Here is a 25,284-nt window from a genome sequence, read left to right on the forward strand (position 1 = left end):
CAGCGAAAGGGGTGCGCCGTCGCGGGTTTGGGGCACCCCGTGTCCACAGGTTCAAATCCTGTCTCCCCGACCACGTCGATTGAAGCGGGCTGGAGATCTCAAGGTCTCCAGCCCGTTTTCATTTCCGGCCTCCTGCTTCGTCCTTCGAGCAGCCGCATGGCCGCCGACCTGGCCGCAGGGCTCAGGTGCGTAGCGCTGGGTGATGGAGCGGTTCTGGTGCCCAGCCAGCTCCTGGATGGCCTTCGCCGGGGCTCCTGCCATCGCCAGCCGCGAGCAGAAAGTGTGGCGGAGGATGTGGATGCCCCCGTCACCTTGAAGGCCTCGCCGCTGGCGGGTTGGAGTGGCTCAGACGCCGGTCACCCCGCGGATGAAGGCGAGCATCCGGTCGCACGTCGTGCGCAGGTCCATCCGCTCCTCGGCCATGCAGCGGGCCTCGCGGCCCATGGCGCGCAGCGTGTCCGGGCTCGCAACCAGCGCGTCCAGCGCGCGCGCGAGCGCCTCGTAATCCCCCACTGGCACGAGCTTCCCGTCCACGTCGTCGCGAACGAGCTCACCCACGCCACCCGTAGGCGTCGTCACCACGGCGAGGCCCGCGGCCTTCGCCTCGGCAATCGCCCACGACGACATGTCCGCCATCGTCGGCAGCACGAACAGGTCCGCGGCCTGGGCGAGGCCAATCAGCTCGGGCGAGTTCGGCTGCATGCCGACGTGGACACGAACGCGGGGCGGCGCCTCGAAGGACGTGGAGGTCACCAGGTCCAGCTGCCAGTTGCGCAGGCGCGTCGCCCGGGCCCAGCGCAGCAGCAGCTCGCCGCCCTTGCGCCCCAGGTCGCCTCCCACGAAGAGCAGCCGCACCACGCCGTCACGCTGCTTGCGCTCCGGGTTCGGACACCAGAGCCCGGTGTCGACGCTGGGCCAGACGACATGAAAGCGCGCGTCGGGAACGCCGTACTCCTTCACCAGCGAGCGTTTGGTGAAATCCGAGAAGGACAGCATCCCCTTCGCCACGGCGTACGTGCGACGGTGCAGCGCGTTCTTCGCTCGGCCCACCCATCCGGCGTGTTGGGAGCGCAATCCATAGTACCGCAGGTAGTCCTCCAGGCCGCTGGGAGTGGCGTCCGTCGAAATCACGCTGGGCACCCGGCTCATGAAGTCATGGGCCAGGTGCGCCATCCGCTGGGTGTGAACGACGGCGGCATGCACCGGGACCTGCGCGACGGCCCGTCGCAGTGCTGAGCGCGTCCGCAGTCCGCCCCTGAGGGACAGGCGCGAGCGCACGACAGGGAGCTGCTCCCACACATCGTCGGCGTGCTCGTCGATGGGCAGCCACACCGGCGTGATGTCGGTGCGCCGTGCCATCGCGCTCTTGAGATTCTGGAGGAAGACCGCGTTACCGAGAGTCGTCTCGATGGCGAAGGCGATGCGGGGGGGCGACGTCGACATCTCTTTCAGAAGCCTCAATCGGTCACTGCTCGCGGCGACATGCCGCGCATGGCCTCCTATATCGACTCAGTGGGTCTTGTTGAACCCTGGTTCATGTTGCTCCGGTGTCACGCATCTCTCGCAGAGTGATTTCCAAGGACTCGAGAAGGACTCGGACCCGCTCCCGAGGGCGCCGTGGTGCTCGTCGGTGGCTATGGCGTCGTGGGCGCGGAAGTCGGACGGGTGCTTCGGGCCCGTCATCCCTCGCTGCCGTTGGTGCTGGCCGGGCGGAACCCTCACGGGGCGAAGCCCTGGCCGCCGAAGTGGGGGGCGTCACTGCATGCGATGGACCTCATGGGCTCCTCCCCGCTCGACTTCTCCGCGCGGGCCGTCATCGCGCTGGTGAACGACCCGGTGGACCGCCTGCTGCGGGGCTGCCTTCGGGCGGGCATTCCCTTCGTGGACATCACGTGCCTCGGCGCATGTCTTCCACGTCCAGGTGCCCGTAGACCTCGGTGGTGATGGCCGGGCCGGAGTGCCTGGAGTCGCAGCACGGTGGCCAGGGGCCCCAGCCTTGAGCAGCTCTTGAGCCAGTCCATGTGCAACCTCCCACCTCCGTCGCCAGCCGGAACTGGGAACTCTGGGGGAGGGCCAGGCACGTCGCCCAGTGGACTGGAATGGGAGCTGGGGCGCCCGCCCCCCATGGGCCTTGGGCCGTCGTGGTGGTTGAATGCGCCGGGGGGACACATGTGGGCGCTGAACAACCGCACGGCGTATGCAGCAGAGCGCAACTGGACGCGAGACAGGGACGGACTCCACTGGTGGCTCGTCGCCGTCAAGGCGACGTTCGACATCGGGCCTGATGGGCGGCTGAAGCTCGCGGACGAGCAGCTTCCGCCGGTATTGATTCCGGAGTCCTTCGGCGAGCCGGGCCGCTCCAGCCTGCGATACGACTCCGACCTGCTGGCGCCGAAGCCGGGCACGGACCTCCTCGTGAGCGCGCATGCACACGCGCCTCGCGGAAGACCGGCGCCCACGGTGCCGGTCTCGCTCCGGGTCGGGCGGCTCCACAAGGTGCTCGTCGTGCACGGAGAGCGGACCTACGAGCAAGGCTGGTCCGGCGTGACGCCGGGCCGGCCCCAGCCCTTCATCACGCGGCCCATTCAGTATGAGCTCGCCTTTGGTGGCAGCGACCTGTCAGGCCTCGACCCGGCGAAGCACCGCATCGACGAGCGGAACCCCATCGGACGCGGCTTCGCGACGCGCGGCGCCCACCTCGCCGGAAAACCGGCCCACGCCATCGAGTATCCCAGCGGAGACCCCGCGACCATGGGCCCGGCGGGGTTCGGTCCCATCGATTCCTCGTGGATGCCCCGGCGCAAGCTCGCGGGGACGTACGACGCGCGGTGGGAGCGCACGAAGAAGCCGCTGCTCCCGGATGACTTCGACCCCGCGTTCGCGCTGAGCGCCCCGGTGGATCAGCGGCCCGAGAATCCCCTGGAGGGCGGAGAGTCCGTCGAGCTGATGAACATGACTCACGAGGGGGCCCTGCGCTTCGAGCTCCCGCGCATCTCGCTCGGCTTCAAGACGCGCATTGGTATGCGCCGCGAGGAGCATGGCCCGCGGCTGACGACGGTCCTGGTGGAGCCCGAGGCGCGGCGCCTGTGCCTGGTGTGGCAGAGCGCACTGCGCGTGCGCGCCCCGGAGGCGGACTATCTCGATGAGACGGAGATCTTCGAGTGGAAGGGGGACTCATGAGCGCCGAAGTCGAGGTGGTGGCCGTCGGCGCTCGGACCCCGCTCGGTTACTCTGCGGAGAGCAGCGCGGCGGCCGTGCGCGCCGGCATCTCCCGGTACGCCGAGTTCCCCTTCATCGATGCGCGGGGCGAGCCGGTCGTGGTGGCCTCGGATGGGGAGCTCGACCCGAAGCTGGAGGGGCGGGACCGGCTCGTCCCCCTGCTCGAGAGCGTCCTCGACGAAGTCGAGGGGAAGCTCGGTTCAGCGGTCCTGGAAGGGAACCGGTGCCGGCTGCTGCTGTCGCTTCCCGAGGCGCGCCCGGGGTTCTCCGATGACGACGCGGCCTGGTTCGTGAGCGCCATGGAGGCACGCCCGCGGGCGAAGGCCGCGCGTATGCGCGTCGAGATTGCGGGACGCGGACACGCGGGAGCCCTGCGCGCGGTGGAGCAGGCCCTGCGAGAGTCCTCCGAAGGCCGGGAGTGCTTCTTCCTGGTGGCGGGCGTGGACAGCTATCACCATGCGGAGACGTTCCTCTGGCTGGAGCGCGCCGGCCGGTTCGCGCAGCCGGGGATTCGCAGTGGATTCATTCCTGGCGAGGGGGCCGGGGGCCTGGCGTTGATGAGCGCGGGGCTGCGCCGCCGCTTGCGGCTGCCCCGGTTGGCGGTGGTGCGAGGGGCACGGACCGCGCAGGAGCGCCTCCTGCGCGACAGCGACACCGGCTCGTTCGGCGTCGGAATGACCCAGGCGGTCGAAGGCGCGGTCGCGGGGCTCGACTTGTCCTGCGAGAAAGTGGATGAGCTATTCACCGACATCAATGGCGAGAGGTACCGCAGTGAGGAGTGGGGGTTCGTCGCGCTGAGGACGCCATCGGTCTGGCACTCCACGGCGTATCGCTCCCTGAGCGATTGCTGGGGTGACGTGGGCGCCGCGGCGGGTGCCCTCGGAGGCGTCCTGGCGGTTCGGGCGTTCGCACGGAGCTATGCGCGAGGCCCCCGGGCCATGGTGACAGCGGGTTCTGATGGGGGGCTGCGAGGGGCGATGCTTCTGCAGGACCCACGGGTGTCGTAAGGAGAGGGGGAAAGCAATGAGCAACGTCTCAGTGAATGCACCGAAGACGCCGGTGACCGAGGGCTCCAGTGGGGTCGCCGTGGCAACGCTGCCCAACGTGTGCAAGATGCCCGGGCCTCCGGCGCCGTTCGTGCCGACGCCGCTGCCCAACATCGGGAAGAGCGGAACAGACCCGAAGAATTACTCCAAGACGGTCACCATCGGGGGGAAGAAGGTCGCCATCAAGGGCGCCACCTTCGGCTCCATGGGCGACGCGGCCAGCAAGGGGACAGGGGGTGGCATCGTCTCCGCCAACGTGGAAGGCCCCACCAGCTTCCTCGGCCCCGGGTCCATGGACGTGAAGTTCGAGGGGAAGAACGTCCAGTTGCTCGGTGACCCCATGCTCAACAATGGCGGGCCGAGCGGGAGCCCAGCCAACGCGGCGACGATGCTCGGGGTGATCCAGAAGACCGGAGCCCTCCTCGTCGTCAGCGGGAAGGACGTGTGCCCCCTGTGCAGGAAGGTGCATGGCAGCGAGGGCTCGCTGAAGGAAACCCCTGTGACCCAGGCCGACGCCGCTCAGCTGGAGGTCAAGCTCACCAAGAAGATCTTCGCCGGTGAGTTCCCCGAAGAGGAGCTTCCGTGGGGAAGGATGCTCGGCGTCGCTCAGTGCAAGTGCGGGCAGAAATACGCGGACCACTCGAGCAACACCATCGAAGTCTTCTGCAAGAGCGTCAGCGAGCTTGGCTGGAACGCGCCCAAGCCCGGCACCACCCGCAGGGAGGTCCGAGCGTTCGTTGACAATCGCTTCAAGGAACACAGCAAGAACGTGGAGAAGGCCTGGGCGCGGGCCCAGCGGTTCCATGAGCAGTTCGTGAACAAGAAGACCACCGCGGCGGCCTACCCACCGGGAGGCTGTGCCGGCCCCAAGGCACTCGTGCTGGCGATGGACCATGGCGCGCGCGTCACGGGGCTGACGGAGCGGTGGTTCCGCAGCGATGGGCAGCCGGTGAGCGCGAAGATCCGGTTCATCGACAAGAATGGAAGGGAAGTCGAGAGGCACTTCGCCCACGGCAAGAGCGTCCCGCCGTGCATGGCCTGCACCGTCATCCTTCCCCTGCTCATCTGCCCCGAGGAGGAAATGAAGTGTCAGCACAAGAAGAAATAGACCTTGAGTTCCTCGAGGTGGAGGACCTCCTCCTGCGGACCGTGCCCGGGCTCGCGGAGCAGTGGCGGGGTGCCACGCCCGATGAAGTCGAGCAGCTCGAGCGCATCGCCGGGCGTCCCCTGCCACGGTTCTATCGCTGGTTCCTGAGCCGCATGGGGCAGAGCATGGGGCCGCTGGCCTATCCCAGCCAGGACTTCTCCGCGCGGCGCGTGCTGGACTGCTACGCCAGGAAGCTCGTCGCGCCCAATCCCCGGTTCCTGCTCATGGGATACGAGTCCGACGAGATGATGCCCCTGCACGCGTTCTATGACCTCGACGCGCCCGCGCGGGGGGATGCGACGGTGACGGCGCGGTACGCGCGCGGGGGCGACGACCCCGTCGACCGGTTCGAGACCTTCCACGAGATGCTGTCGTGGAGCGCGCTGTTCCGATTTCGGTTCGAGCAGATGTCCCAGACGTGCGAGGGGACGCTCTATCGCGAAGACGCGGACCTGCTCTCCCTCCTCGCCCCGGTGCTGAGCAGCCTGGGGTTCACGCAGCCTCTCACTACCGGCCACTACTGCGGACTGTATGAGCGGGCCGACGCGGTCATGATCTGCGGCGGCACGCCCAGAGAGAACCTCGAGAACGTGCGCACATTCCTGCTCGGTGGGAGCAACGCCGGAGTCCTCCGGAGAATCCTCGGGGAGGTCGCGAAGGAGTCCTCGCTGGAAGTCGAGGTCAACACCTGGACTCCGGCGCTTCGTTGAGGCGCCAGCGCCCTCCTCCGAAGGGGCCATCTTCGCCCTCCACCTCGAGCGGGGGCTGGTCCGGAGGACGCGGTGAAGCCCGCGGCCCCTGGGACTACGGAGAGGAAGAGCCGCGCAGGATGAGCGAGTCCGAGCCGGTGCCGTCGGCCAGCGTCGTCACCACCGGGTCCTTCTCACAGGAGAGCCAGCTCCCGCACGGACCGCTGTGGCACGCCACCTCGTTGGCGGACCCGCAGCCGTGGATTCTGTCTCACCGACCACGTCATGAAGCGGGCTGGAGATCGCAAGGTGTCCAGCCCGTTTCATTTTGGGCCTCCTGCTTCGTCCCCTCCAGCATCCGGATGGCCGCCGACCTGGCTGCCAGGCTCAGGTGTATGGAGCGCTGGGTACGGTCTCCCTGCTGCGGCGACGCCACCAGACGAGACCTCCGGCCGCAACCAGCGCGCTGCCGACGAAGATCCAGACGGGTGAGTCGCCGGAATCTTCGCCATCGGCGTCGCCCACGTAGCTGCTCAACTCGATCGCCCCGTCCGCGGTGTCGACGACGAACTCGAAGCCCTCTTGGCCCTTGTCGACGCGCCGCACCGGAAGCCTCTGGTTCCCCTCGACGAGTGTGAGCTCGGCTTCGGGCGGCAGGTGAACGAGCTCGTCCGGCGCTTGTGCGACGCTTCGGTCCAGGAAGATCGAGGGCCGAGTGCCTTCGGGAGCAATCCTCTGCGCTGCGAACCTCAGGCTCTCGGGCGAGTGGGTCGAGGTGCCCGCCGCCTTGGTGACCATCACCAGCTCACCGTCGGGAGTGCGGGCCAGGTAGGCGGCTGAGCGCGCGGCGTCGTCGCTCAGACCCGCGAAGGCAAGGCCTGCGCGCTCGGCAGCCACGAGACCGGTCACACCGGCCGCACCGGCCGCGGCCTTACCAAGGCTCGCAGCCTTGCCGGTCTTGCCTATTTTCGCGCCGACGCTGACCGCCTTACCGCCCTTTGAACCGATGCGACCGAGCTTACCCAGCAGGCCGCCGATGCCGGCGTGCGCGACGAGGGGGAAAACAGCCAGGGACAGCGCCACGATCAAAGCCAGTGTTCGAGAGCCGAGCATGTCGAATCCCACATGCCATGTTTCCGGCCGCTGTGCATCCGGGCGAGCGATAACGAGCGGCGGCTCACCGCTGGCAGTAGCTCGGCATGGTGCTCGGCAGTCCACCCCGTGGTGGCCTCCGTCGGCTGGCTGCCCGTGCCGTGCCAATAGAAGACGAGCAGGCCATCCAGCCAAGAGCGGCGGCAAGAACTCTCTTCATGGCAAGCACCCTCCCGAGACGGTCATCTACCGCGAGTGGATGCTGCGCCCGGAGCAGTACCGCCGGATGAACGAGGCGCTCCAGCAGCGGGCCTCGTGCTGGTGACCTCGCCCGAGGCCTATGCGCATGGCCACCACCTGCCGGGCTGGTATGACGCGGTGAAGGCGTGGACGCCGCGCAGCGTGTGGACGCGCGCGGTCGGTGCCGGAGCAGAGGACGAGTGGATGCGCCTGCTCGAAGGCTGGGGCGACCGGCCGGTGCTGGTGAAGGACTTCGTGAAGTCCCGCAAGCATGAGTGGGCCGAGGCGTGCTTCATCCCCTCGGCACGAGACAGGGCGGCCGTCTCACGCGTCACCCGTCGCTTCCTGGAGCTGCAAGGAGAGGACCTCAACGAGGGGCTGGTGTTCCGGGAGTACGTGGAGCTGGTGCCGCTCGAAGCGCACCCACGCAGCGGCATGCCTCGCGTGCGGGAGTTCCGCGTGTTCGTCCTCGGTGGGCGGCCGCTCCTGGTGACGCCTTACTGGGACGACGTGGACGGGATGGAGGCGGGGCCGGTGGTGGAGGCCTTCGCGGAGGACTTTGCCCACGTACGCAGCCCGTTCTTCACCGCCGACGTTGCCCAGCGCAAGGACGGCACGTGGACGCTCATCGAGATAGGGGATGGGCAGGTCTCCGGCCTCCCCGAGCGTGCCAACCTCCACACCTTCTTCCCCGAGCTGAAGTCCCGTCTGGAACCCCCTTCGCGCTGAGGCCGTCTCGGCCGGCTCCTGGGCCGTCCTTCACCGGCGCTCGTCGCACGCGTCCCCTGGCCGGAAGGGCAGGCCCACAGCTCGCGGCCATGAGTACCGTCGTCGGCGGTGAAGAAGACGTCCCAGCCGGACTGGATGAAAGCCATGGGCGAGGAGGAGGCCGGGCCCGGCGCAATCCCACGCAGCGGCACCGTACCGTCGGGCGTGCCGTTGCTCACCCACGGCTCGCGGCCGCTCGCGGCATCCTCCGCGGTGAAGAAGAGGCGGCCCCCCAGGGCCGTCAGGTTTCTCGGCGTCGAGCCGAGGTCCTTCAGCACCACGGTGCCCGCCTCCGTGCCGTCGCTCGTCCACAGCTCCGTCCCATCCCCGTGCGTCCCATCATTGGCGGCGAAGTAGATCCGCCCCTTGAACTCGAGCAGGGCGTTGGGGGCCGAGCTGGTCGCGCCGGGGAAGATGTCCTTCACGCGCCGGGTCCCGTCGCGGGTTCCATCGCTCCTGATTGAGCGGACGTCAGGGGCGTTCCGCTCAGCTTGGTGGAGCGGCAATCTGGAAGCGCCGGGCCTGGAAACCATCCGTGCAGCGGTTGGAGCGGGCTGTGCGCGGCGAACGCTTGTCCTGTCCCTCCGGTCCGGGGCCGGAGTGCGAGTGGACGGGTACGCGGCGTACCAGACGGCGACGAAGTCGGGCGCGGACGGGCCCGCTTCCGCCACGCTGGCCTTCTGCTGGGCACACGTGCGCCGCAAATTCTTCGAGGCGAAGCAATTCGCGCCCGCCTGCGAGCAGGTGCTGGGGCTCATTGGCGAGGTGTATGCCATTGAGGCGGACCTGCCTGTGGAGTACATGCTGAAGCTGTGGGGCGGGCTGACTGTCTTCTTGAACAATCCCGTGGTGCCCATCGACAACAACCATGTCGAGCGGCAGATGCGCGACAGGGTGATGGGCAGGAAGAACCACTTGACGCGGCCGCCGGGAGCTATGTCCCGGCGGCCGCCGTGGCATGAGGGATTCATGAAGAGGCAGACGCGTCCTACAACCTGCAAGCGGGCGTCCTGTTGTGGGAGGTCGCCTCGTGGCGCGCCGCGGGCGTCCTGTCCGGCCCGCAGGAGGAGGTCGCCGGGCTGGCCTTCTCGCCGGATGGACGCCTGATGGCGGCGGCCTGTGCGAGGGGGCGCGTCGTCATCTGGGAGACCCGGACGGGGCGCGTGGCCCACGTGCTCGAGGAGGAGGGACAGAGCTTCCTCGATGTCGCCTTCCATCCGGACGGAAGCCTCCTGGCCGCGACGACGTGGGGCCCGGAGATTCGCCTGTTCAACGTCGCGGACTGGAGCCCGCGCGGGACGCTGCTGGGGCCCCACGCGGGCTCACGTCACGTGGAATTCAGTCCGGACGGTGAGCTGCTCTTCCTGACGCGGTTCGGCTTCCTGGCGCTGAGCCTGGCGGAAGGCTCCCGCGTGTTCCGCCACGAGGTGGACAACGACTTCTATGGAAGCAGCGTGGCGCCCTCTCCGGATGGAACCCTGGTGGCGTGGGGCGAGCCGGATGGCACGGTGGGGCTGTGGGGGGCCGCGACGTCGGGTTAGAGGCCCTTCTTCGCCCGCAGCGCCTGCTCGACTTCGCGGAATGCGTCGTCGGCTTCGAGCACCCAGATGCGCTCCCGCACGCTTCATGCACTAGACTCCTCCCTCAGGAGGGTCGTGGCATGAGTGCTCGTCGTAGCGGAGTGCGAGCTTGCGTCATCGGAAGCCTGATGGTGCTCGGCGCGTGCAAGGGTACCCTGACGGGGCCGGACGTCCCGGATGCCGGCGTCTCTCCCGCTTCTGATGGCGGAAGCGACGTCACCGAGCTCTCCCCGAACCTGATTCCCCAGGAGGAGCTCTTCACCTGCCAGGGGGCCGTCTCTGATGCCCCCACACGCCTTCGCCGCGTCAACCGGTGGCAGTGGACCCGCAACGTGGGCGGCGCCGTGACGCGCGGATGGACCGGTTTCAGCTTCTACGACAATCCGCTCGACCCGAATCCACGCGCGCCCTACGGCAGCTACGCCGTCGATGAGACGGTCGATGAATCCATGGTCGAGATCATCCTCCCCATCGTGGACGAGTACGGCGCGACGTGGGCCGGGCCCTACACCGGCTCGAACAGACTCGACCTGCTCCGCGAGGACCCTTCGTTGCGCTGCATGTGGGAGCAGGCGCAGCCGAGCACCGCCTGCATTCGCAACTACCTCGCCACCCTGCTCGAGCGGGGTGTGATGTACCGGCCGGCGCGCGCGGATGAGCTGGACCGGCTGGCCGCCTTCACCCAGTCGGTGCTCGCGCAGGAGCCCTCCGGTGGAGGCGAGGACGTCCGGACCCACAGCCTCTCGCGCGTCGTCACCGCGGCGACGTTGATGAGTGGCGCGCTCTTCCGCGAGGAGCTGGGCACACCGCTCGGCAACGGCCGCGTCGAGCTCGGCGAGTGGGAGCTCGCGCAGCAGCTCTCCTATGCGCTGGGCGAGCGCGCCCCGGGCGCGGTTCCCACCTGGAGGTGGCCTGAGACCTCCGCCTCCTCCAAGGGCCACTACGGAGACATCGCCGACGCAGCGCGCGACGGAGGCATTCGCTCGCCGCAGGTCGTGGCCTCCCTGATTGAGCAGCATGTCGGCGGCGTGGACCCCACCCGCTTCGACCTGGTCCAGGACTTCGGCGAGGGGGAGCGTCCCCGCCGGGGCGAGGCCTGGCTCTCCGATGGCGTGGCGAACTTCTTCCGCCAATGGCTGGGCTACACGCAGGTGGAGGCCATCTTCAAGGAGCGCCCGGAGGCGACCAGCGCCTTCGACGATGGGGAGCTGAGTGGCTACCGGGCGCAGGCCTCGGCCTGGGACAACCTGCTCACCGGTTACTACGGCGACGAGTCGACGCTGATTCAGCAGATGGACGACTTCGTCGCGCGCGCGGTGGTGGATGACGTCGCGGTGCTCGAGACGCTGTTGACCTCCCGGCGGTTCTTCCTCGCCGCGACCCAGGACTCGGGCTTCGACGGCAACGCCACGCGGTACACGGGCCAGCCCTACGGCACCACCGCCGAAATCGCCGCGACCCCCGAAGCGCGCTGGCGGACGCTGCCGGCGTCGGAGCGCGCGGGAGTGCTCACCCACCCGGCCTGGTTGGCCTCGCATGGCGGAAACTTCGAGGACGACCCGTCCGCGGTACACCGGGGCAAGTGGGTGCGGGAGAACCTCCTCTGCGGCTATGTGCCACCCCTCAGCTCGGTGCGCGTGAGGGCGCAGGTGGGGCCTCACGCGCCGGACAAGAACGCGCGGGTGCGCCTCGAGGAGGCGACCGGCAGGAACGAATGCCAGGGCTGTCACTCGCTGATGAACCCGCTCGGCTACCCGTTCGAAACCTACAACCATGCCGGCTACCTGCGGAGGAGGGACCACGCCCCCGACGGTGGGTGGATGGCGCCCGACGGGCAGTCGACGTTGCGCAACATGCCGGACCCGAGCTTGGACGGACCCGTGAGGGATGCGGTGGAGCTCAGCGAGAAGCTCGCCGCCTCGGGCCACGTGAAGCGCTGCTTCATCCGAAACGTCTTCCGCTACTTCATGGGCCGCGACGAGAACCGGAGCGACGCCTGCACGCTGGTGCGGATGGAGCAGGCCTACGACGAGCACCAGGGCTCGTTCAAGGCCCTGCTGAGAGCCCTGATGACCAGCGACACCTGGACGACGCGCCGCGAGCCGGCGCAGGGAGAGTGAGCATGCTGACCCGACGCGCGTTGCTCAAGTCCGCCGTGGCCGCTGGCCTGTTCGCTCCGCTCTACCGCGAGGCGCTCGCCCAGACGGCGAAGCCCATGCGGCTGGTGCTGGTGCTGGAGTGCAATGGCATCTATCCCGAGGCGTTCCTGTCCAGTGGGACGCGCGCGGCCCTCGGGCCGGGAATTCGCAATCGGCACAACTTCCTCGACGTGTATCCCGAGACGCCGTTGCTCCGCACGGGCGATGACCTCTCCAGCGCGCTGTGCCTGGGGCCGCTCGCCGGAGGCAGCGGGGTGCCGTCCCTGGAAAACCGCGCGGCGGTGTTGCTCGGGCTGTCGTCGACCATCGCCGGAGGTGGGCACTCGTCGGGAACGGGGGCGCTGAGCTGCGCGGTGAATGGCTCGGCGGCCACCCTCGATGCGGTGCTGGCGCCGAGGCTCAAGCGCACCGCGCCCTTCGACGCCATCCGGCTTGGCACCAGCTCCGCGCGCACCGCCATCGTCTACGAGACGTGTGCGTACGGCCCGCGCAAGCCCGCCGGCCTCCTGGTGAACCCGATGCTCGCGTACAACACCCTCTTCGGCTCACTCTCGGCCGGCTCGGGGGTGGGGCAGGAGCGCCAGATGCTCTTCGACTTCGCGCGCGAGGACGCGAAGGCCGCGCTTGGGACTTTCAAGGGCAACTCCCACGAGCGCCTGAAGCTGGAGCGGTACCTGGCCTCGCTCGAGGCGCTGCGTTCGAGGGAGTCGCAGCTGCGGGGAATGGCGGCGCAGGTGACGCCGCTGCTGCCCCCACACCCGTCCGTGAACCCGCTGCTCCAGGGAGGCAGCACCCCGCCCGACTCCCTCAAATGGCTCGAGGCGCAATTCGAGCTCGCCACCACCGCGCTGCTGGGCGGGCTGACGAACGTGGTGGTGCTGGCGGCGGGGACCTCGGGTTTCGACGTGGCCTATGACCCGGGCATCGCGAGCGTCGGGCGGCACGACCTTCAGCACGGCATCGACAACGCGGCCAACTGGACCGGCATCGCCGCGGTCACCCGGAAGCACGTGGCCCTGGTGGCGAAGCTCGCACGCGCGCTGGCGGAGACGCCGGAGCTCAACGCGTCCGGTTCGATGCTGGACCACACGGCGATTGTCTTGATGTCCGACAATGGCGAACAGCACCACTCGGAAGGCCGGGAGTGGCCCAAGCTCGTCCTCGGTGGCAATGCGCTGGGGCTGAAGACGGATGGACGGACCGTGGTGTACCCGGCCGAAGGCAAGGCCCGGAATCGCCAGGTGTCCAACCTGTTCAACACCTTGGGCCACGCGGCGGGCGACTCCGGCTTCAACGCCTTCGGGGCGGAGGGACCGACGAGAATCGTCGAAGGGCCCCTGTCGGAGCTGCTCGGGTAGGCCGGCAACGAATCCAAGGGGTTGGAGCGAGGATTCCGGGTCTCTTCAGACCCCTACGCAACTTCTTCTCGGTTGATGCGAAAATCAATCTCAAGAAGTTCCTCCCCCCCTTTCCACGAGAGCCCCTTCCCGTGAGCACCTATTCCGTTCGCAGCGGCGACACCCTGTCCGCCATCGCCAAGAGGTTCGGCACCTCCGTCAGCTCGCTCGCCAAGAGCAACAACATCAAGAACCCCAACCTCATCCTGGCTGGGCAGAAGCTGACCGTCCCCGGCGCCTCCAAGCCTGCCCGTCCGGGCGACAGCTTCGAGCCCACCAAGCCCGCTCCCTCCAAGCCCGCCCCCGCCAAGCCCTCCACGGGCGCCGCCGCGGGCCCGGTGCGTGACGACGACGGCCGCAAGTTCCCCACCTCCGCCGATGGCACCCCCATGTTCCGCCAGGGCGACCCGCAGTGGGGCGGCCGCCGCCTGGGCAGCAGCAGCAGCCTGTCCGCCGCGGGCTGCGCGATGACGGCCACCGCCATGGCCGTGAGCAAGATCTCCGGCAAGGTCATCAACCCCGGCGAGCTGGACCAGCACCTGGACAAGAACGGGGGCTACTCCGGCAACGCCCTCATCTGGGGCAAGGCCTCGCAGATGGCGGGCCTGGGCGCGGGCAAGCCCGGCTGGAGCTTCGACAACATCAACAAGCAGATTGACGCGGGCCGCCCCGTGGTCGTCGGCGTGGACTACAGGGCCGGCTCCAACGGCGGCTCCAACGGCACCGACCACTGGATCACCGTCACCCACCGCAAGGGCAACACCTACTTCGCCAATGACCCGGCCACCGGCAAGGAGATCGCCCTCAAGCGCGACGGCAACCGGCTGGTGGGCGGCCCCAGCAACTACAAGACCACCGGCGAGCTGGTGACGTTCTCCGGCGGCAACCCGCGCCCGGGCACGGCCCCGGCTGGCGGTGGCACCTCCACGCCGAGCGCGGCGGGCGGCTCCGTCAAGGGCCTGAGCCTGCCCGGCGGCGACCTGAAGAAGGGCTCCAAGGGCGCCGCGGTGGAGCAGCTGCAGAAGGCCCTGGTGAAGGCGGGCCACATGACGCAGGCCGAGATGAACACCGGCCCGGGCATCTTCGGGTCCAGGACGGAGGGCGCCCTCAAGGAGTTCCAGGCCGCTCACGGCGTGCCCAACACCGGCTTCTACGGCCCCCTCACCCGCAAGGCCTTCGAGAAGCTCGGCGCCAAGGTGGGCGGGACGACGGGCCCTGGCCCCGTCACGCCCCCGCCCTCCGGTGGCACCAAGGGCGGCGTGTCGCTCGCGCAGCTGCGCAAGGTCATGCCCAACCTCTCCGAGGCCAAGGCCCGGGAGTACCTGCCCCACCTCAACAAGGCCATGGCGGAGGCCAACATCAACACCCCCAAGCGCCAGGCCGCCTTCCTCGCCCAGCTCGCCCACGAGAGCGGCGAGTTCCGCTACATGGAGGAGATCGCCTCGGGTGCCGCCTACGAGGGCCGCAAGGACCTGGGCAACACCCAGCCGGGCGATGGCAAGCGCTTCAAGGGCCGTGGCCCCATCCAGCTCACCGGCCGCGCCAACTACACCGCCGCGAGCAAGGCGCTGGGCATCGACCTGGTGAACAACCCCAAGCGCGCCGCGGACCCGGACGTGGGCTTCCGCACCGCCGCCTGGTTCTGGAACACCCGCAACCTCAACAGCTACGCGGACGCGGGCAACTTCCGCGAAATCACCCGCCGCATCAACGGCGGCTACAACGGCCTGGCGGACCGCGAGGCCTACTACCGGCGCGCGCTCAACGCCCTGAGCTGAGCGAGCGCGCAGCAGGCGGGCCCCCTGCTTTCTCCGGCGAGGGGGCCCGGAAGTGCCAGGGTTTCGCCCCGTCGAATCACCAGCTGGAGCTGCGAAAGCCCGAACCGCTGCCCGACGGCGAACCATCATCGTCGCCCCTGCTGCTCCAGGACGAGCTGGTGCTCCGCGGCTGGGCGGCCTCCCTCCGGTGCCTTTCTTCCTCCTCTCGCTCCTGCCGCTCCGCCTCCTGCCGCCGACGCTCGGCTTCGTGTCGCTCCTCCTCCTCTCGGCGGAGTCGGTCCTCCTCCCGCTCGGCTTCGTGGATGGCATCCAGCGCGGCCCGCTCGGCCCGCCGCGCGGCCTGCTCCGCCGCCGGGTAGAGCCCCTGCTGCAAGGCCGCGCGCGCATCGGAGAGCTGCGGCGTCCCGGGCCTTCCGGCGATGCGCACGCCGTATCCGCCCGACCAACGGTCGGCGCGCTGCACGGCGCGGGTCGCCTCCTGGATGGCATCCACGGCGCGCTCGGCCGCCTTGAGTTCTCCTCTCAGCGTGGCGGCCTCGGTCTCCGACCGCGACTCGATGCGACCGGCCTCCGCGTCCACCGTGTTCCAGTCCCCGTGGGCATCGTCCAGCGCCCGTGCCGCCATGGCGAGCGCACGGCCCAGGTCCTCCACCGCCCGCCGGGCACGGACCGTCTCCTGGCTGTCGGACACTCCGTCGCTGGCGGCGCGCTTCGCGAGCGACTCGGCCTGCTTCAGCTCGGCCCTCGCGGACGCGATACGCTCGCCTGCCCGCGCGTGCAGCGCGCGGTCGGACGCCACGCATTGCTGGACGTGGGTGAGCGCCAGGGTCGCCGCGGTGAGCCGCTCGGTCGCGGTGAAGGGCTCGGAGGGACGGGCCACCACCGCCTCCCGCGCTGCCTGAAGCAGGAGCCCGGCCTCCGCGAGCGCCGCCTGCGTGGGCGCCATGGTGCGCGGGTCGGCCACCTCGGTGGCGCAGGCGGTGACCCACAGCTCGGTGGCCGTGAGCACCCGCGCGTTCGCCGCCTCGGCGGCCTCGAGCTGTCGGACCTTCTCCTCCAGCTCGTCCAGGCGGTGAGCGACGAGGGCGTGGTGTCCCTCCACCTGGCGCAGCAGCTCCGCGGTGGCGAGCAGCCGCGCGGCGTCGAAGGCGGCATCCGCCTCGCGGAGCACTCCCGCCGCCTGCTTCCGGTGCGAGGCCGCCTCGTCCAGGTTGTCCCCCACGGTGCCGTTCGCGTTCGGGTGCACGGGGTCTCCCGCGCGCAGGCGCAGCGCCGAAGGCTGGTAGCGCCGCGTCAGGTCGCCCAGCAGCGCCTCCCGCTCCGCCGCGAGCCGCTCCAGCCGCCGCGCCTCGGTCCGACAGGCCTCGCGTCGAGGGGAGAAGCGCGCCAGGGCCTCGCGGCTGTGGGCGAGCACGGCATCCACCTCGGCCACCCGCGCCAGCGCGGCGATGAGCCCGGTGAGCGCCGGTTCCAGCGCCCCCTTCCCCAGCGCCTCGCGGGCCTCCGCGAGCGACCGCTCGCCCGCGTTCGCGAGGTCGGACGGATTGGAGCCCTCCTCGCGCAGCAGCGCGGAGGGCGGCTTGCCCATGGCCTGGCCCAGCTCGGTCCTCGCGGTGTCGATGGCCCTCGCCGCCCGGGTCAGCTCGTCGCGAGCCTTTCCGGCCGTCGCGACCAGCGCCTCGGCTTCCGAGGCGCGCGTTCGAAGCCGCTCCAGGCCTTCGGTGAGCGACTGGAGGTCAGCCGTGGCGGGCCGCTCCACCAGGGCTTCCGCCACCGCGTTTCCCGCGTGCGTGAGCAGCTCGATGGACTGGTCCACCCAGTGGCGGGACAGCCCGGTGGCGACGAGCGCGACGCCCGCGCGCTCCGCCGTGGGCAGCACCTCCGAACGGCCGCGCCCGAGCACCGCGCGCAGGGCCCGGGTGTCCAGGCCCTGTCGCAGCCCCTCCTGGAGCGGCCCCTCGAGCGCACCGAGCGGGTCCTGGAGCAGCAGCGCCCGTGCATGCCCGACGCACGCCTCCAGCGCGGGCGCCACGCGTCCCACGAGCGCCGGTGCCCGCAGCCCCTCCACCTCCGCCTCGTGGCCGCGCAGCTCGGCGGCCAGGCCCTCCAGCAGGGTGCTGGCCTCCCGGGCGCGCTCCGGCGCATGCTCCAGCGAATCGAGCACGGCGAGCGCGTTCGCGGCGCGCGAGTTGAACGCCTCGACGAGCGCCTCGAAGGACAGGGAAAACGGCTGGTGGCTGGCCAGCGGCCCGATGAGCTTCTGCGTGTCGGTGCGGCCGCCCCGGAGCACCCACTCGACCCCCTCGTCGGGGTGGAAGGTGATGGGCTGGTCGCGCAGCAGGCGCGTGACGCGCGCGTACCGCCCGGTCGTCAGGTGCTTCCCGAACCAGTTCAGGACCCCCGTTCCTCCCGTGAGCCAGGTGTCGGCCTCGCCCAGTACGCGCGCCGCGGCGACGGACAGCAGGAACAGCTCGTCCACATCCGAGGCGAGCTTCAGCCCCCGCTCGCGCGAGACGCCCGCATAGCGCTGCTCGATGTCCTCCCGGGAGCGGCCGGCCACGGCGTGGGTCCGCTCCAGCAGCCCGAAGAGGGCCTGGGTCTTCTCGTCGATGGCGGTGCGCCACTGCGTGTAGCGCGTCAGGGCCTCGCGCCTGCGCCGGTTGCGCCGGAAGCGCGCGATGCCCAGGACGGTGAGCAGCGTCACCGAGCCCACGAACACGCCGAACACGCGCAGGGCCCGCTCCGCCTCGGCCTTCCGGATGCCCGCGAGGGCCACCGCGTAGGCCTCGTCGCTCGCGCGCACCCGCCCGGTGAACGCAGGCTCTCCGCGCTCGAACGCCTCACGCGCCTTCCGCAGCGCCTCGCGCGAGGCCGCGAGGTGCGACTGGACGAGCGCCGCGTCGCGCCGCTGCCCCGCGGCGTCGAGCAGGCCCGGAAGCGCGTTCATCCGCTGCTCGCTCCGGGACAGCTCCTCCAGCACCTTGTCCAGGGCCTCCCGCCGCGCCACCGCCTCGGCGAAGCGCGCCTCGCGGTCACTCGCCAGCACCTGGGCGGCGGACCGGGCCATTTCGAGCGCTTCCTGGGCGGCCCCTACCTCCGGTGGCTCGAAGCGGCGGAGGGGATGCGCCAGGCGCGACGCGAGCGCGGTCTCTTCCTGCCGGAGCCGCGTGAGGGCCGCGCGACAGTCCTCCACGCCCTGGCGGGCCTCATCGATGGCGACCCGCAGCGCCTCGTGCGCCGCTTCCGCCGGCTCGAAGCGCGCCTTGTCCGCGGGCTCGAGCAGCGTCAGCGCGAGGGTCACCTTCGCGCGAAGCCCCGCGAGGTCCGGGTTGGCTTGGGGCACGAGGGGCACGGCCCGCGCCTGGAACGTCTCATCCCGGAGCGCGGCGATGGTGTCGAGCGCTCCCAGGAGCCCTTGCAGGCGGTCGCGCAGCGAGACGCGCCGCTGCTCCCGCGCCGCCTCCTCCTGGCTCACGACGAGGGCCAGCCGGGCGTCGATGGTGGTGATGGTGTCGCGCGCCGCATCGACGACGCGCCCGCCATTGCGCATGGCGGCGATGGCGGCCGCATCCAGTTGGCCTACCCAGTGCTCCTCGCCCAGCTCGCGCCGGTCCTGCGCGTCCGAGCCGAAGTAGGACAGGTTCCGCTCCTCCAGCGAGAGGAGGAAGATGGCGCCGTCCTGCTCGCCCGTGCGCGGGTGCCTCAGCGCGCCGAAGTGCGTGCGATTCGACAGCCCCTTGCCGAGCGCGTGCTTCACTGCCTCGATTCCCTCGAAGGAGGTGCCCTCGGCGTCGGTGAAGCGCTCACCCTCGGCGCTCTCCAGCAGCACCACGGTCCAGTGAGGCGCATTCGCCGCCAGCCACGTCTCCAGCTCACGAAGCCGAGCGTCCGCCACGCCAATGTCGCCCTTGACGTAGAGGTGCTGCGACTCGGACCACAGCTTCACGACGCCCACCGCGCTGCGCACGCGCTGGGGGCGACTGCCAGCCTGGGCCGGGACGGAGAGCAAGCCGGTGCCAAGGACCAGCAGGACGGTCGCAACGACCGGGAGGGAGTGCTTCATTTCTGTCGGAGGGCTCCTGTCGGAAAAGGCGCCAGAGCCTAGCGGAATCCCTCGGTCGATTCTCCAGGCGCGAAGTTCGCGTGCTCCCTGAAGACGTCGACACCCTGGCTGGGTCATGCTCCACGGCAAGGTGCCCCATGAAGCCTTCGCGCATCACGCTCTCCCCACCTTCGCATTCACGGTTGCTCCTGCTGGGGGGCCTGCTCCTGCTCAGCCCCGCCTGTGCGCGGCGGGTGGAGGCCCCAACGCCGGGGCAGCGCTGCTGCATCGACGTCAACAGCTGCCTCACGCTGCTAGGAGACTCGAAGGGTCACGTCCACGACGAGGATGCCCGCTCCCTGCCGCTCAACCGCCTTGACCCGTTGAAACGATGCGCTGCGCGGGAGTTGGACACAGGGGGCTCCGAGGCGCACGCCGGCCTCGTGCCCCTCCTGTTCCATCCCGCGCCCCAGGTCCGCTCGGGTGCCGCGCTGGCGCTGTCTTCGGCGAACTTCGCCTTCTCGGCGCAGACGCCTGACGCCATCCCCGCGCTGCTCCACGCCCATGAGAAGGGCCCCCCCGAGCTACCCCTCGCCGCGCTCGTGCGCTTCGATGATGCCCGTGCGGGGTCCGCCTTGCGCCGCTACCTCCAGGAGGGCCCCACCCACATCCTTCCCTGCGTAGGGCCCACGCTCGCCCCGTTGGTGGTGGAGGCCCTCGAGGCTCCGGACATCACCCCGCCGGTGCTCGCACGTGGCGCGGACCTGCTGTGCAATTTGACCCGGAAGCTCACCCCACGCGTCCGGGCAATCCTGCGGCGTGAGCTGGCGCGGCCCACGCTGTGGCGCTCCGCGGACCCCTCTTGCCAGCAGCCCCTGCCCAGGACTTGTCAGGTCGTCGAGGATGCCTGCATGCCCTACGCGGGCTCCATCGCGCATGCACTCTCCGGCGGTGCCCGGAAGGAGGTCTACCCTGAGTTCATGGAGGCACTCACACGTGACGACGAGCGACTGACTCCGCTCATCCTCCACTACCTGGCCGACACGCCGAGCCCCGAGCTCGACGCCTGGCGCGCCCGGCTGCTCGAGTCTCCGATACCCGATTGCCGTCAGCACGCCCTCAGGCGCATCGACACCCCACCGCCACAGGCCAGGGAGGTCCTCCAGGCCCTGCTCGAACGAGGGGCACCGTGGGAGCGGGAGGGTGCCGCCTCGCTCCTCGCGCGCTTTGGAGACGACAGGGCCATTGGGGCTCTGCTCCGGGCGCTCGATGACCCGCATGCGGGAGTCCAGGCCGCGGCGGCCCGGGCGCTCGGAAGCCTGAAGCAGAAGGCCTCCGCGGCGCTCCCCAGGCTCGAGGAGCTGGCGGGAACCCACGCCTCCCCTCACGTCCGGCTCGGCGCGGCTGTCGCCCGCCTCAAGATGACCGGACAGTGGAAGCCCCCGAGAGCGTACCCCTGTCCCGAGCTCACCAAGCTCGACGGTGAACCCGGGCAATGGGAGCTGCGCCTGCGCACGGGCCAGGTGCGTCTTCACAGCTTCCAGCGGCCGTCAGAGTCCCCTCACGCCTCGGGCCCTTGTGCTGGCATCTCCACCGACTCGTTCCGCAACGGCTTCATTCCGATGAACCAGGCGTGCCTCGTCCTGAATCCTGGAGCCAAGGACGGCCACGCCGAGACCTGGGTGTCTGAAAAGGGGCGCCGCATCAGCCTCGACCGCTGGTGGGGCGTACCGACTCCCAAATACTCACTGGAGTTCCACGGGAAGCGGCTGGTGTTCCATGGCTTGAGTCACAATGGCGTCTACCTTGGAGACGTGAGCGAGGTCGCCCGGACGCAGCAGGGCGGATGGATGATGAGACCGTTTGCCCCACTTCCCGGGCACCCCAGCGCCCATGCCCTGGAGTCCCGGGGTGACCTCGTGGTCATGACCCGCGATGGAAACCCTTGGGAGTTGGGCCTGAGCCACGAAGACTTCGTGCCCATGGAAGCCTGGCCCTGGTCGTACTCGGAGGCGTTCGGCGCAGCGTGTAACCCGGTGGTCCGTATCACCCGTGACGGGCAGGTCTTCGACGTCGAATGAGCATTGTCGCTCACGGCCGGGCCGGTCCTCTTTTCCCAGCAGCTCCAGGGTCTTCTGTTTCCAGTCCCACATCAGGCAGCCGAAGTTCGCGAAGTCCCAGAGCACGTCCACGGGCGCCCGGTGAGGCAGTGAGTCCACGAGCGCGACCGCCTCCTCCAGCGGGGGAGCCTTGGAGAGCAGCCACCGGTGCCAGTGAGCCCGAAGCTGGAACCGTCCCTCGGCGGAGAGCGCGAGCTCCGAGCCACGGTTGCTCGCCAGGTACCGGCGGCGGAGCTCGTTGGCGATGACCCGCGTGAAGTCTGCGTCCGGAGCGTGCTCCCGGGGCATGCAGGACACGGTGAAGTCGTATTCGCCGCAGAAGATCTGCACGGAGCTGCGCAGCGCCTGGACCTCGGGCTCCCGATGCTCGAAGCGGAAGTTGTCGCCCCACATCAAGGGCCCGGGCATCTCGAGGAACGCGTGATCGCCGTCCAGTACGTCTCTCGCGGAGAGTACGCGCAGCCTGTCCATGGACGGAGGATATGCCAGGCTCGCGCCCCTGCCACGCACCTGATGGGAGCGCGGAGGCCAAACCCGCGATGCTCCCGCGCGCCCTCCTCTCGTGGTAGTGGGGCAGGCCACGCTCGGCGAGCGGCTGGGCGCTCCGACGCGATGTGGCTGCAAGACGCCGCGACCTGGACGTGCGCTGATGAGCTGGGAGTTTGTGCTGAAGGTCGGTACGGACTGGCGAGGTCCGCGCGCGCAGCAGATCGCCCGCGCCATCGCCGAGGAGATCCAGCGTGGGCGCCTGGCACCAGGAGACCGGCTCCCCTCCACGCGCAAGCTGGCGGCGCAGCTGGGCGTCCAGCGCAAGACGGTGGTCGCTGCGTTCTTCGAGTTGACGCGGGAGGGCTGGATCACCACCGAGCGAGCGAAGGGGACCTACGTCTCGCTCGAGCTGCCGATGTTCCCCGAGTCCTCGGGGAAGGCGATGGCGAGGGCCGCAGGCTTCCGGTTGCCACGGCTCGAGCTGCCCGAGCCCGCGGCGTCTCGACGCGCGGAGCTGCTGCTGTTGGGCGGAATCCCGGAGCTCTCGTTCATCCCCCGCGCTGCGTTGTCGCGCGCGTACCGCCACGCTCTCGACGGCCGCGGCGCACGAAGGCTGCTCGACTATGGGGACCCGCGCGGCGAACCGCGGCTCCGCGAGGCAGTGGTCGAGATGTTGACGCGCAGCAGGGGCGTGCGCGCGACGCTCGACACCATCAACATCGTCCGCGGCACCCAGCAGGGGCTGTACCTCGCAGCGCGAACCCTGCTCGCGCCAGGAGACTGCGTCGCGGTCGAGGCGTACAGCCACCCGGCCTTCCGAGGCGTGTTCCAGCTCGTCGGCGTGGAGGTGGTGCCCATTCCGGTGGACCGTGAAGGCCTGGACGTCACCGCGCTCGAGGCGGTCTGCGCCACCCGGAAGGTGAACGCCGTCTACCTCACGCCGCACCACCAGCTCCCCACCACGGTGACCTTGAGCGCGCCCCGGCGCCTGAGGCTGCTGGAGCTGGCACGCCAGCGAGGCCTGCTCATCCTCGAGGACGACTACGACCACGAGTTCCAGTACGAGGGTTCGCCCGTGTTGCCGCTGGCGCACGCGGATCGCTTCGGCGTGGTCGTCTACTTCGGCACGCTGTCGAAGATTCTCGCTCCTGGCCTCCGGTTGGGCTTCGTGGCGTCCACCCCCGAGGTCGCTGAGCGCATCGCGAGCTATCGCGCGTACGTCGACCAGCAGGGGGACCATATCGTGGAGCGCGCGGTGGCGGAGCTCATCGAGGACGGAGAACTCGAGCGACACGTCCGCCGAGCGCGGCGCCTCTATCGCTCACGCCGGGACGCGCTCGCGGAAGCGCTGACGCGCCACGTCCCCGACCTCGTCTTCACGGCGCCGAATGGCGGACTGGCAATCTGGGCACAGGCGCCGGGCGCGGACGTCGACGCCTGGGCCCAGCACGCGCTGGCCGCCGGCGTGTCGTTCCAGGCGGCCAGCCACTTCTTGCTCGGAGCCGCACCCCGCGACTTCGCTCGCCTCGGTTTCGCCGCGTGCGATGAGGCTCAGCTCGTCGAGGCGGCGCGCCGTCTCGGCAAGGCGTACGCGGAGGCCACGGGCCGCGCAGCGCTCCCGCCCCATCGGCGCTGACGGCGTCGCCGCGCTGCTCCCGCCCGACTGGACCCCTTCGTTTTCCGGAACTGGACCCATATGCAAAAGCCCTCTCGGCATTTTTTCCCGCGAACCCCAACGGGAGAAACCGATGACGAGACGATTGCTGATTGGCGGATGGGTCCTGGCGCTTGCGAGCTGTGGTGATCCGTCGACCCACGACCTCCAGACGCTGCAGGAGACCCAGGAGGTCTCCAGTTCCGCGCCGCTGCTCGTTCAGCCCGGGAGCGCCCAGCAGCTGCTCGCGGTGACGAGCGACGATTACGTGCTCTACCAGGAGGGCACCGAGGTCTTCGCCTCGGCCCTCATTTCAGGAGCGCAGCGGCAGCGCGTGGCCTCCGTCCCGGCGGGAAACCTCGCCTTCGTCTACGCCTCCGGCAAGGTGGCGTTCGTCTGGACGAATCCCGACCGTACGAAGCCCGGGTTTGGCGTGAGCCCGCTGTGGGTCTGGAGCGCGGAGTCCGGCGCGAACTTCGCTTCGGACGGTTCGCCAATCGGAACCTTCTCTACCGCGGCGAGCCCCGACGGGCGTTCGGTCCTGTACCCCACGCGCGGCAGCGCGGATGGAACCTCAGGAGACCTCGAGCTGGCGTCGGCCGATCTCTCGTGGCGCACGACGATGGCCGCCGGCATCCCGATGGGGTTCCCCTTCGGCTTCTGCCGTCCGTGGGCGAGCTTCGTGGGCAGCGGCAACTCCGCGCACCCGGTCGCGCTGTACTGCCGGCCCGGAGAGAGCACCGCGACGCTGTCCAGTTGGAGAGGGAGCACGAAGGCCGACCTGCTCAGCGGCGTGGCGACGCCGCCCTTCTTCACCGCGGACGAGAGCGGAACCACCTTCTTCACCACGCTCGCGTCTCCGTCCACGGCCGTCGTGGTCTCCGAGCATCGAGCGCCCATCGTCGTCGACCAGAATGTCACTCGCACGGGCTTCATCACCGAGGACGGGGTCGTGTATGTCGGCCTCGTCGGCACCCGGCCGGCGCTGAAGCGGTTCGACCCGGCCACCGGCGAGCGGACCACGCTGGTCGAGAACATCCGCGGCTTCCTGACGACGCTCGCCGGATCGGACCTCATCACCAGGCCCTGGGGCTCGCCAGATCGCAAGAAGCTCGCTTATTTCACCCAGGCGTCGAGCTTTGGCCTCGATCAGAACCAGGTCGACGTGCGCGGTAGGCGCCAGGCTGTCGTGATCGACGCCGAGCCTCGCAACTGGAGCGGCGTTCCCAGCTTCACCGCCGACTCGAGGCATTTCCTGTTCGCGCGCTCGACCGACGCGGCGAACGGGCTGGGTGCCCTCTTCGCTCAGTTCGGCACGACCTCGCGGCAGTACAGCGATGAAAAGGCGTGGAACTACCTGCCGGCCACGGGGAGCAAGGTCTCGTACCTCGACAACTTCGACCTCGGCACGTTCACGGGCGACCTGAGGGTCGTGGACCTCTCCAGGAAGATCTTGGAGCCGCGGCGCATCGCCACCGGCGTCGACGCCAACTTCCTGGCGAGCCCTGACGGCCGCCTGCTCATCTACACCCGCAACGCGCCCGGGGTGACCGCCGGGGTCTACGTGGCGCGCGCCGAACCCTAGCGCGTCCGGACGAGGCGCGGAGCTGTCCATCGCCGCGCCGCGTGGAAAGCAAGAGCCCGTGGCACCTTGCGGCGCCACGGGCTCTTTGCTGCTTGGAGGCGGCGGGAATCGAACCCGCTCCGGGCGGTGCGAAACTCCCAGCAGGATCGCGCCCTTACCTCGCTACCGCTCGGAGCGACCCGGATTCGATATCCCGCCGCATGACCTGTTGTCCCGCCATGTTCCACCCCATGCCGCAGCTTCATGCGACATACGTGCAACATGGCGGGACTGGAGTTG

At 69.8% G+C, this 25,284-nt stretch carries 18 protein-coding genes; 14 read left to right on the top strand and 4 right to left on the bottom strand.

Going from position 1 to position 25,284, the window contains the following annotated elements; all coding sequences use genetic code 11:
* Positions 1 to 51: 51 nt before the first annotated feature.
* Together G4D85_RS50575 and G4D85_RS24310 are read right to left on the bottom strand one after the other, a co-directional pair.
* The gene (locus G4D85_RS50575) at positions 52 to 300 is read right to left on the bottom strand and encodes a tyrosine-type recombinase/integrase (protein WP_420821720.1); all 249 of its coding nucleotides are present in this window, start codon (positions 298 to 300) and stop codon (positions 52 to 54) included.
* A gap of 45 nt (positions 301 to 345) precedes the next feature.
* Positions 346 to 1,443, bottom strand: a complete 1,098-nt coding sequence (locus G4D85_RS24310; RefSeq protein WP_164016013.1) for a glycosyltransferase family 4 protein — start codon at positions 1,441 to 1,443, stop codon at positions 346 to 348.
* A 174-nt stretch (positions 1,444 to 1,617) separates the two neighbouring features.
* Here G4D85_RS24310 and G4D85_RS24315 point away from each other — a divergent pair, with 174 nt between their 5' ends.
* From G4D85_RS24315 to G4D85_RS49615, 5 genes are all read left to right on the top strand, one after another.
* Positions 1,618 to 1,944, top strand: coding sequence for a hypothetical protein (locus G4D85_RS24315; RefSeq protein WP_164016015.1), 327 nt, complete (start codon positions 1,618 to 1,620; stop codon positions 1,942 to 1,944).
* A 225-nt stretch (positions 1,945 to 2,169) separates the two neighbouring features.
* Positions 2,170 to 3,180 (top strand): DUF2169 family type VI secretion system accessory protein, encoded by a 1,011-nt coding sequence (locus tag G4D85_RS24320; protein ID WP_164016017.1) that lies wholly within the window; start codon positions 2,170 to 2,172, stop codon positions 3,178 to 3,180.
* Positions 3,177 to 4,226, top strand: a complete 1,050-nt coding sequence (locus G4D85_RS24325) for a hypothetical protein (RefSeq protein ID WP_164016019.1) — start codon at positions 3,177 to 3,179, stop codon at positions 4,224 to 4,226. Before G4D85_RS24320 ends, G4D85_RS24325 begins: the two co-directional genes overlap by 4 nt.
* Before the next feature lie 16 nt (positions 4,227 to 4,242).
* A complete protein-coding gene (locus tag G4D85_RS24330) occupies positions 4,243 to 5,373 on the top strand; it encodes a DUF4150 domain-containing protein (RefSeq protein WP_164016021.1) in 1,131 nt (376 codons plus the stop codon).
* Complete coding sequence (locus tag G4D85_RS49615; RefSeq protein WP_240359466.1) at positions 5,352 to 6,122, top strand: SMI1/KNR4 family protein; 771 nt, start codon at positions 5,352 to 5,354, stop codon at positions 6,120 to 6,122. Before G4D85_RS24330 ends, G4D85_RS49615 begins: the two co-directional genes overlap by 22 nt.
* Before the next feature lie 366 nt (positions 6,123 to 6,488).
* On the opposite strand, the gene G4D85_RS24340 is transcribed toward G4D85_RS49615, so the two are convergent.
* Positions 6,489 to 7,226: a hypothetical protein gene (locus tag G4D85_RS24340; protein ID WP_205525677.1), complete on the bottom strand. Its 738-nt coding sequence runs from the start codon at positions 7,224 to 7,226 to the stop codon at positions 6,489 to 6,491.
* A gap of 282 nt (positions 7,227 to 7,508) precedes the next feature.
* Between G4D85_RS24340 and G4D85_RS49620 the strand changes: the two genes are divergently transcribed.
* The 6 genes from G4D85_RS49620 to G4D85_RS24375 all read left to right on the top strand — a co-directional run bounded on the left by G4D85_RS49620 (position 7,509) and on the right by G4D85_RS24375 (position 15,115).
* On the top strand, positions 7,509 to 8,162 hold the full coding sequence (locus tag G4D85_RS49620) for an ATP-grasp domain-containing protein (protein WP_164016025.1): 654 nt from the start codon (positions 7,509 to 7,511) through the stop codon (positions 8,160 to 8,162).
* A 453-nt stretch (positions 8,163 to 8,615) separates the two neighbouring features.
* Positions 8,616 to 9,308 (top strand): IS66 family transposase, encoded by a 693-nt coding sequence (locus G4D85_RS50800; protein WP_420821721.1) that lies wholly within the window; start codon positions 8,616 to 8,618, stop codon positions 9,306 to 9,308.
* Positions 9,215 to 9,742: a WD40 repeat domain-containing protein gene (locus G4D85_RS24360; protein WP_164016029.1), complete on the top strand. Its 528-nt coding sequence runs from the start codon at positions 9,215 to 9,217 to the stop codon at positions 9,740 to 9,742. Before G4D85_RS50800 ends, G4D85_RS24360 begins: the two co-directional genes overlap by 94 nt.
* 119 nt (positions 9,743 to 9,861) lie before the next feature.
* Positions 9,862 to 11,901 (top strand): DUF1588 domain-containing protein, encoded by a 2,040-nt coding sequence (locus G4D85_RS24365; RefSeq protein ID WP_240359467.1) that lies wholly within the window; start codon positions 9,862 to 9,864, stop codon positions 11,899 to 11,901.
* A gap of 2 nt (positions 11,902 to 11,903) precedes the next feature.
* Positions 11,904 to 13,298 carry a DUF1552 domain-containing protein gene (locus tag G4D85_RS24370; protein WP_164016031.1) on the top strand — a complete coding sequence of 465 codons (1,395 nt, stop codon included), beginning with the start codon at positions 11,904 to 11,906 and terminating at the stop codon, positions 13,296 to 13,298.
* A 131-nt stretch (positions 13,299 to 13,429) separates the two neighbouring features.
* Complete coding sequence (locus G4D85_RS24375) at positions 13,430 to 15,115, top strand: LysM peptidoglycan-binding domain-containing protein (RefSeq protein ID WP_164016035.1); 1,686 nt, start codon at positions 13,430 to 13,432, stop codon at positions 15,113 to 15,115.
* Positions 15,116 to 15,191: 76 nt separating this feature from the next.
* On the opposite strand, the gene G4D85_RS24380 is transcribed toward G4D85_RS24375, so the two are convergent.
* Positions 15,192 to 19,178 carry a coiled-coil domain-containing protein gene (locus tag G4D85_RS24380; RefSeq protein ID WP_164016038.1) on the bottom strand — a complete coding sequence of 1,329 codons (3,987 nt, stop codon included), beginning with the start codon at positions 19,176 to 19,178 and terminating at the stop codon, positions 15,192 to 15,194.
* A 422-nt stretch (positions 19,179 to 19,600) separates the two neighbouring features.
* Here G4D85_RS24380 and G4D85_RS24385 point away from each other — a divergent pair, with 422 nt between their 5' ends.
* From G4D85_RS24385 to G4D85_RS24395, 3 genes are all read left to right on the top strand, one after another.
* Entirely contained in the window at positions 19,601 to 21,238 is a 1,638-nt protein-coding gene (locus tag G4D85_RS24385; RefSeq protein ID WP_205525679.1) for a HEAT repeat domain-containing protein, read from the top strand.
* Between the two features lie 688 nt (positions 21,239 to 21,926).
* The gene (gene pdxR, locus G4D85_RS24390; RefSeq protein ID WP_164016042.1) at positions 21,927 to 23,402 is read left to right on the top strand and encodes a MocR-like pyridoxine biosynthesis transcription factor PdxR; all 1,476 of its coding nucleotides are present in this window, start codon (positions 21,927 to 21,929) and stop codon (positions 23,400 to 23,402) included.
* Positions 23,403 to 23,526: 124 nt separating this feature from the next.
* The gene (locus tag G4D85_RS24395) at positions 23,527 to 25,005 is read left to right on the top strand and encodes a PD40 domain-containing protein (RefSeq protein ID WP_164016044.1); all 1,479 of its coding nucleotides are present in this window, start codon (positions 23,527 to 23,529) and stop codon (positions 25,003 to 25,005) included.
* Positions 25,006 to 25,284 lie beyond the last annotated feature (279 nt).

Source organism: Pyxidicoccus trucidator, from assembly GCF_010894435.1.
GTDB classification, from domain to species: Bacteria; Myxococcota; Myxococcia; order Myxococcales; family Myxococcaceae; genus Myxococcus; species Myxococcus trucidator.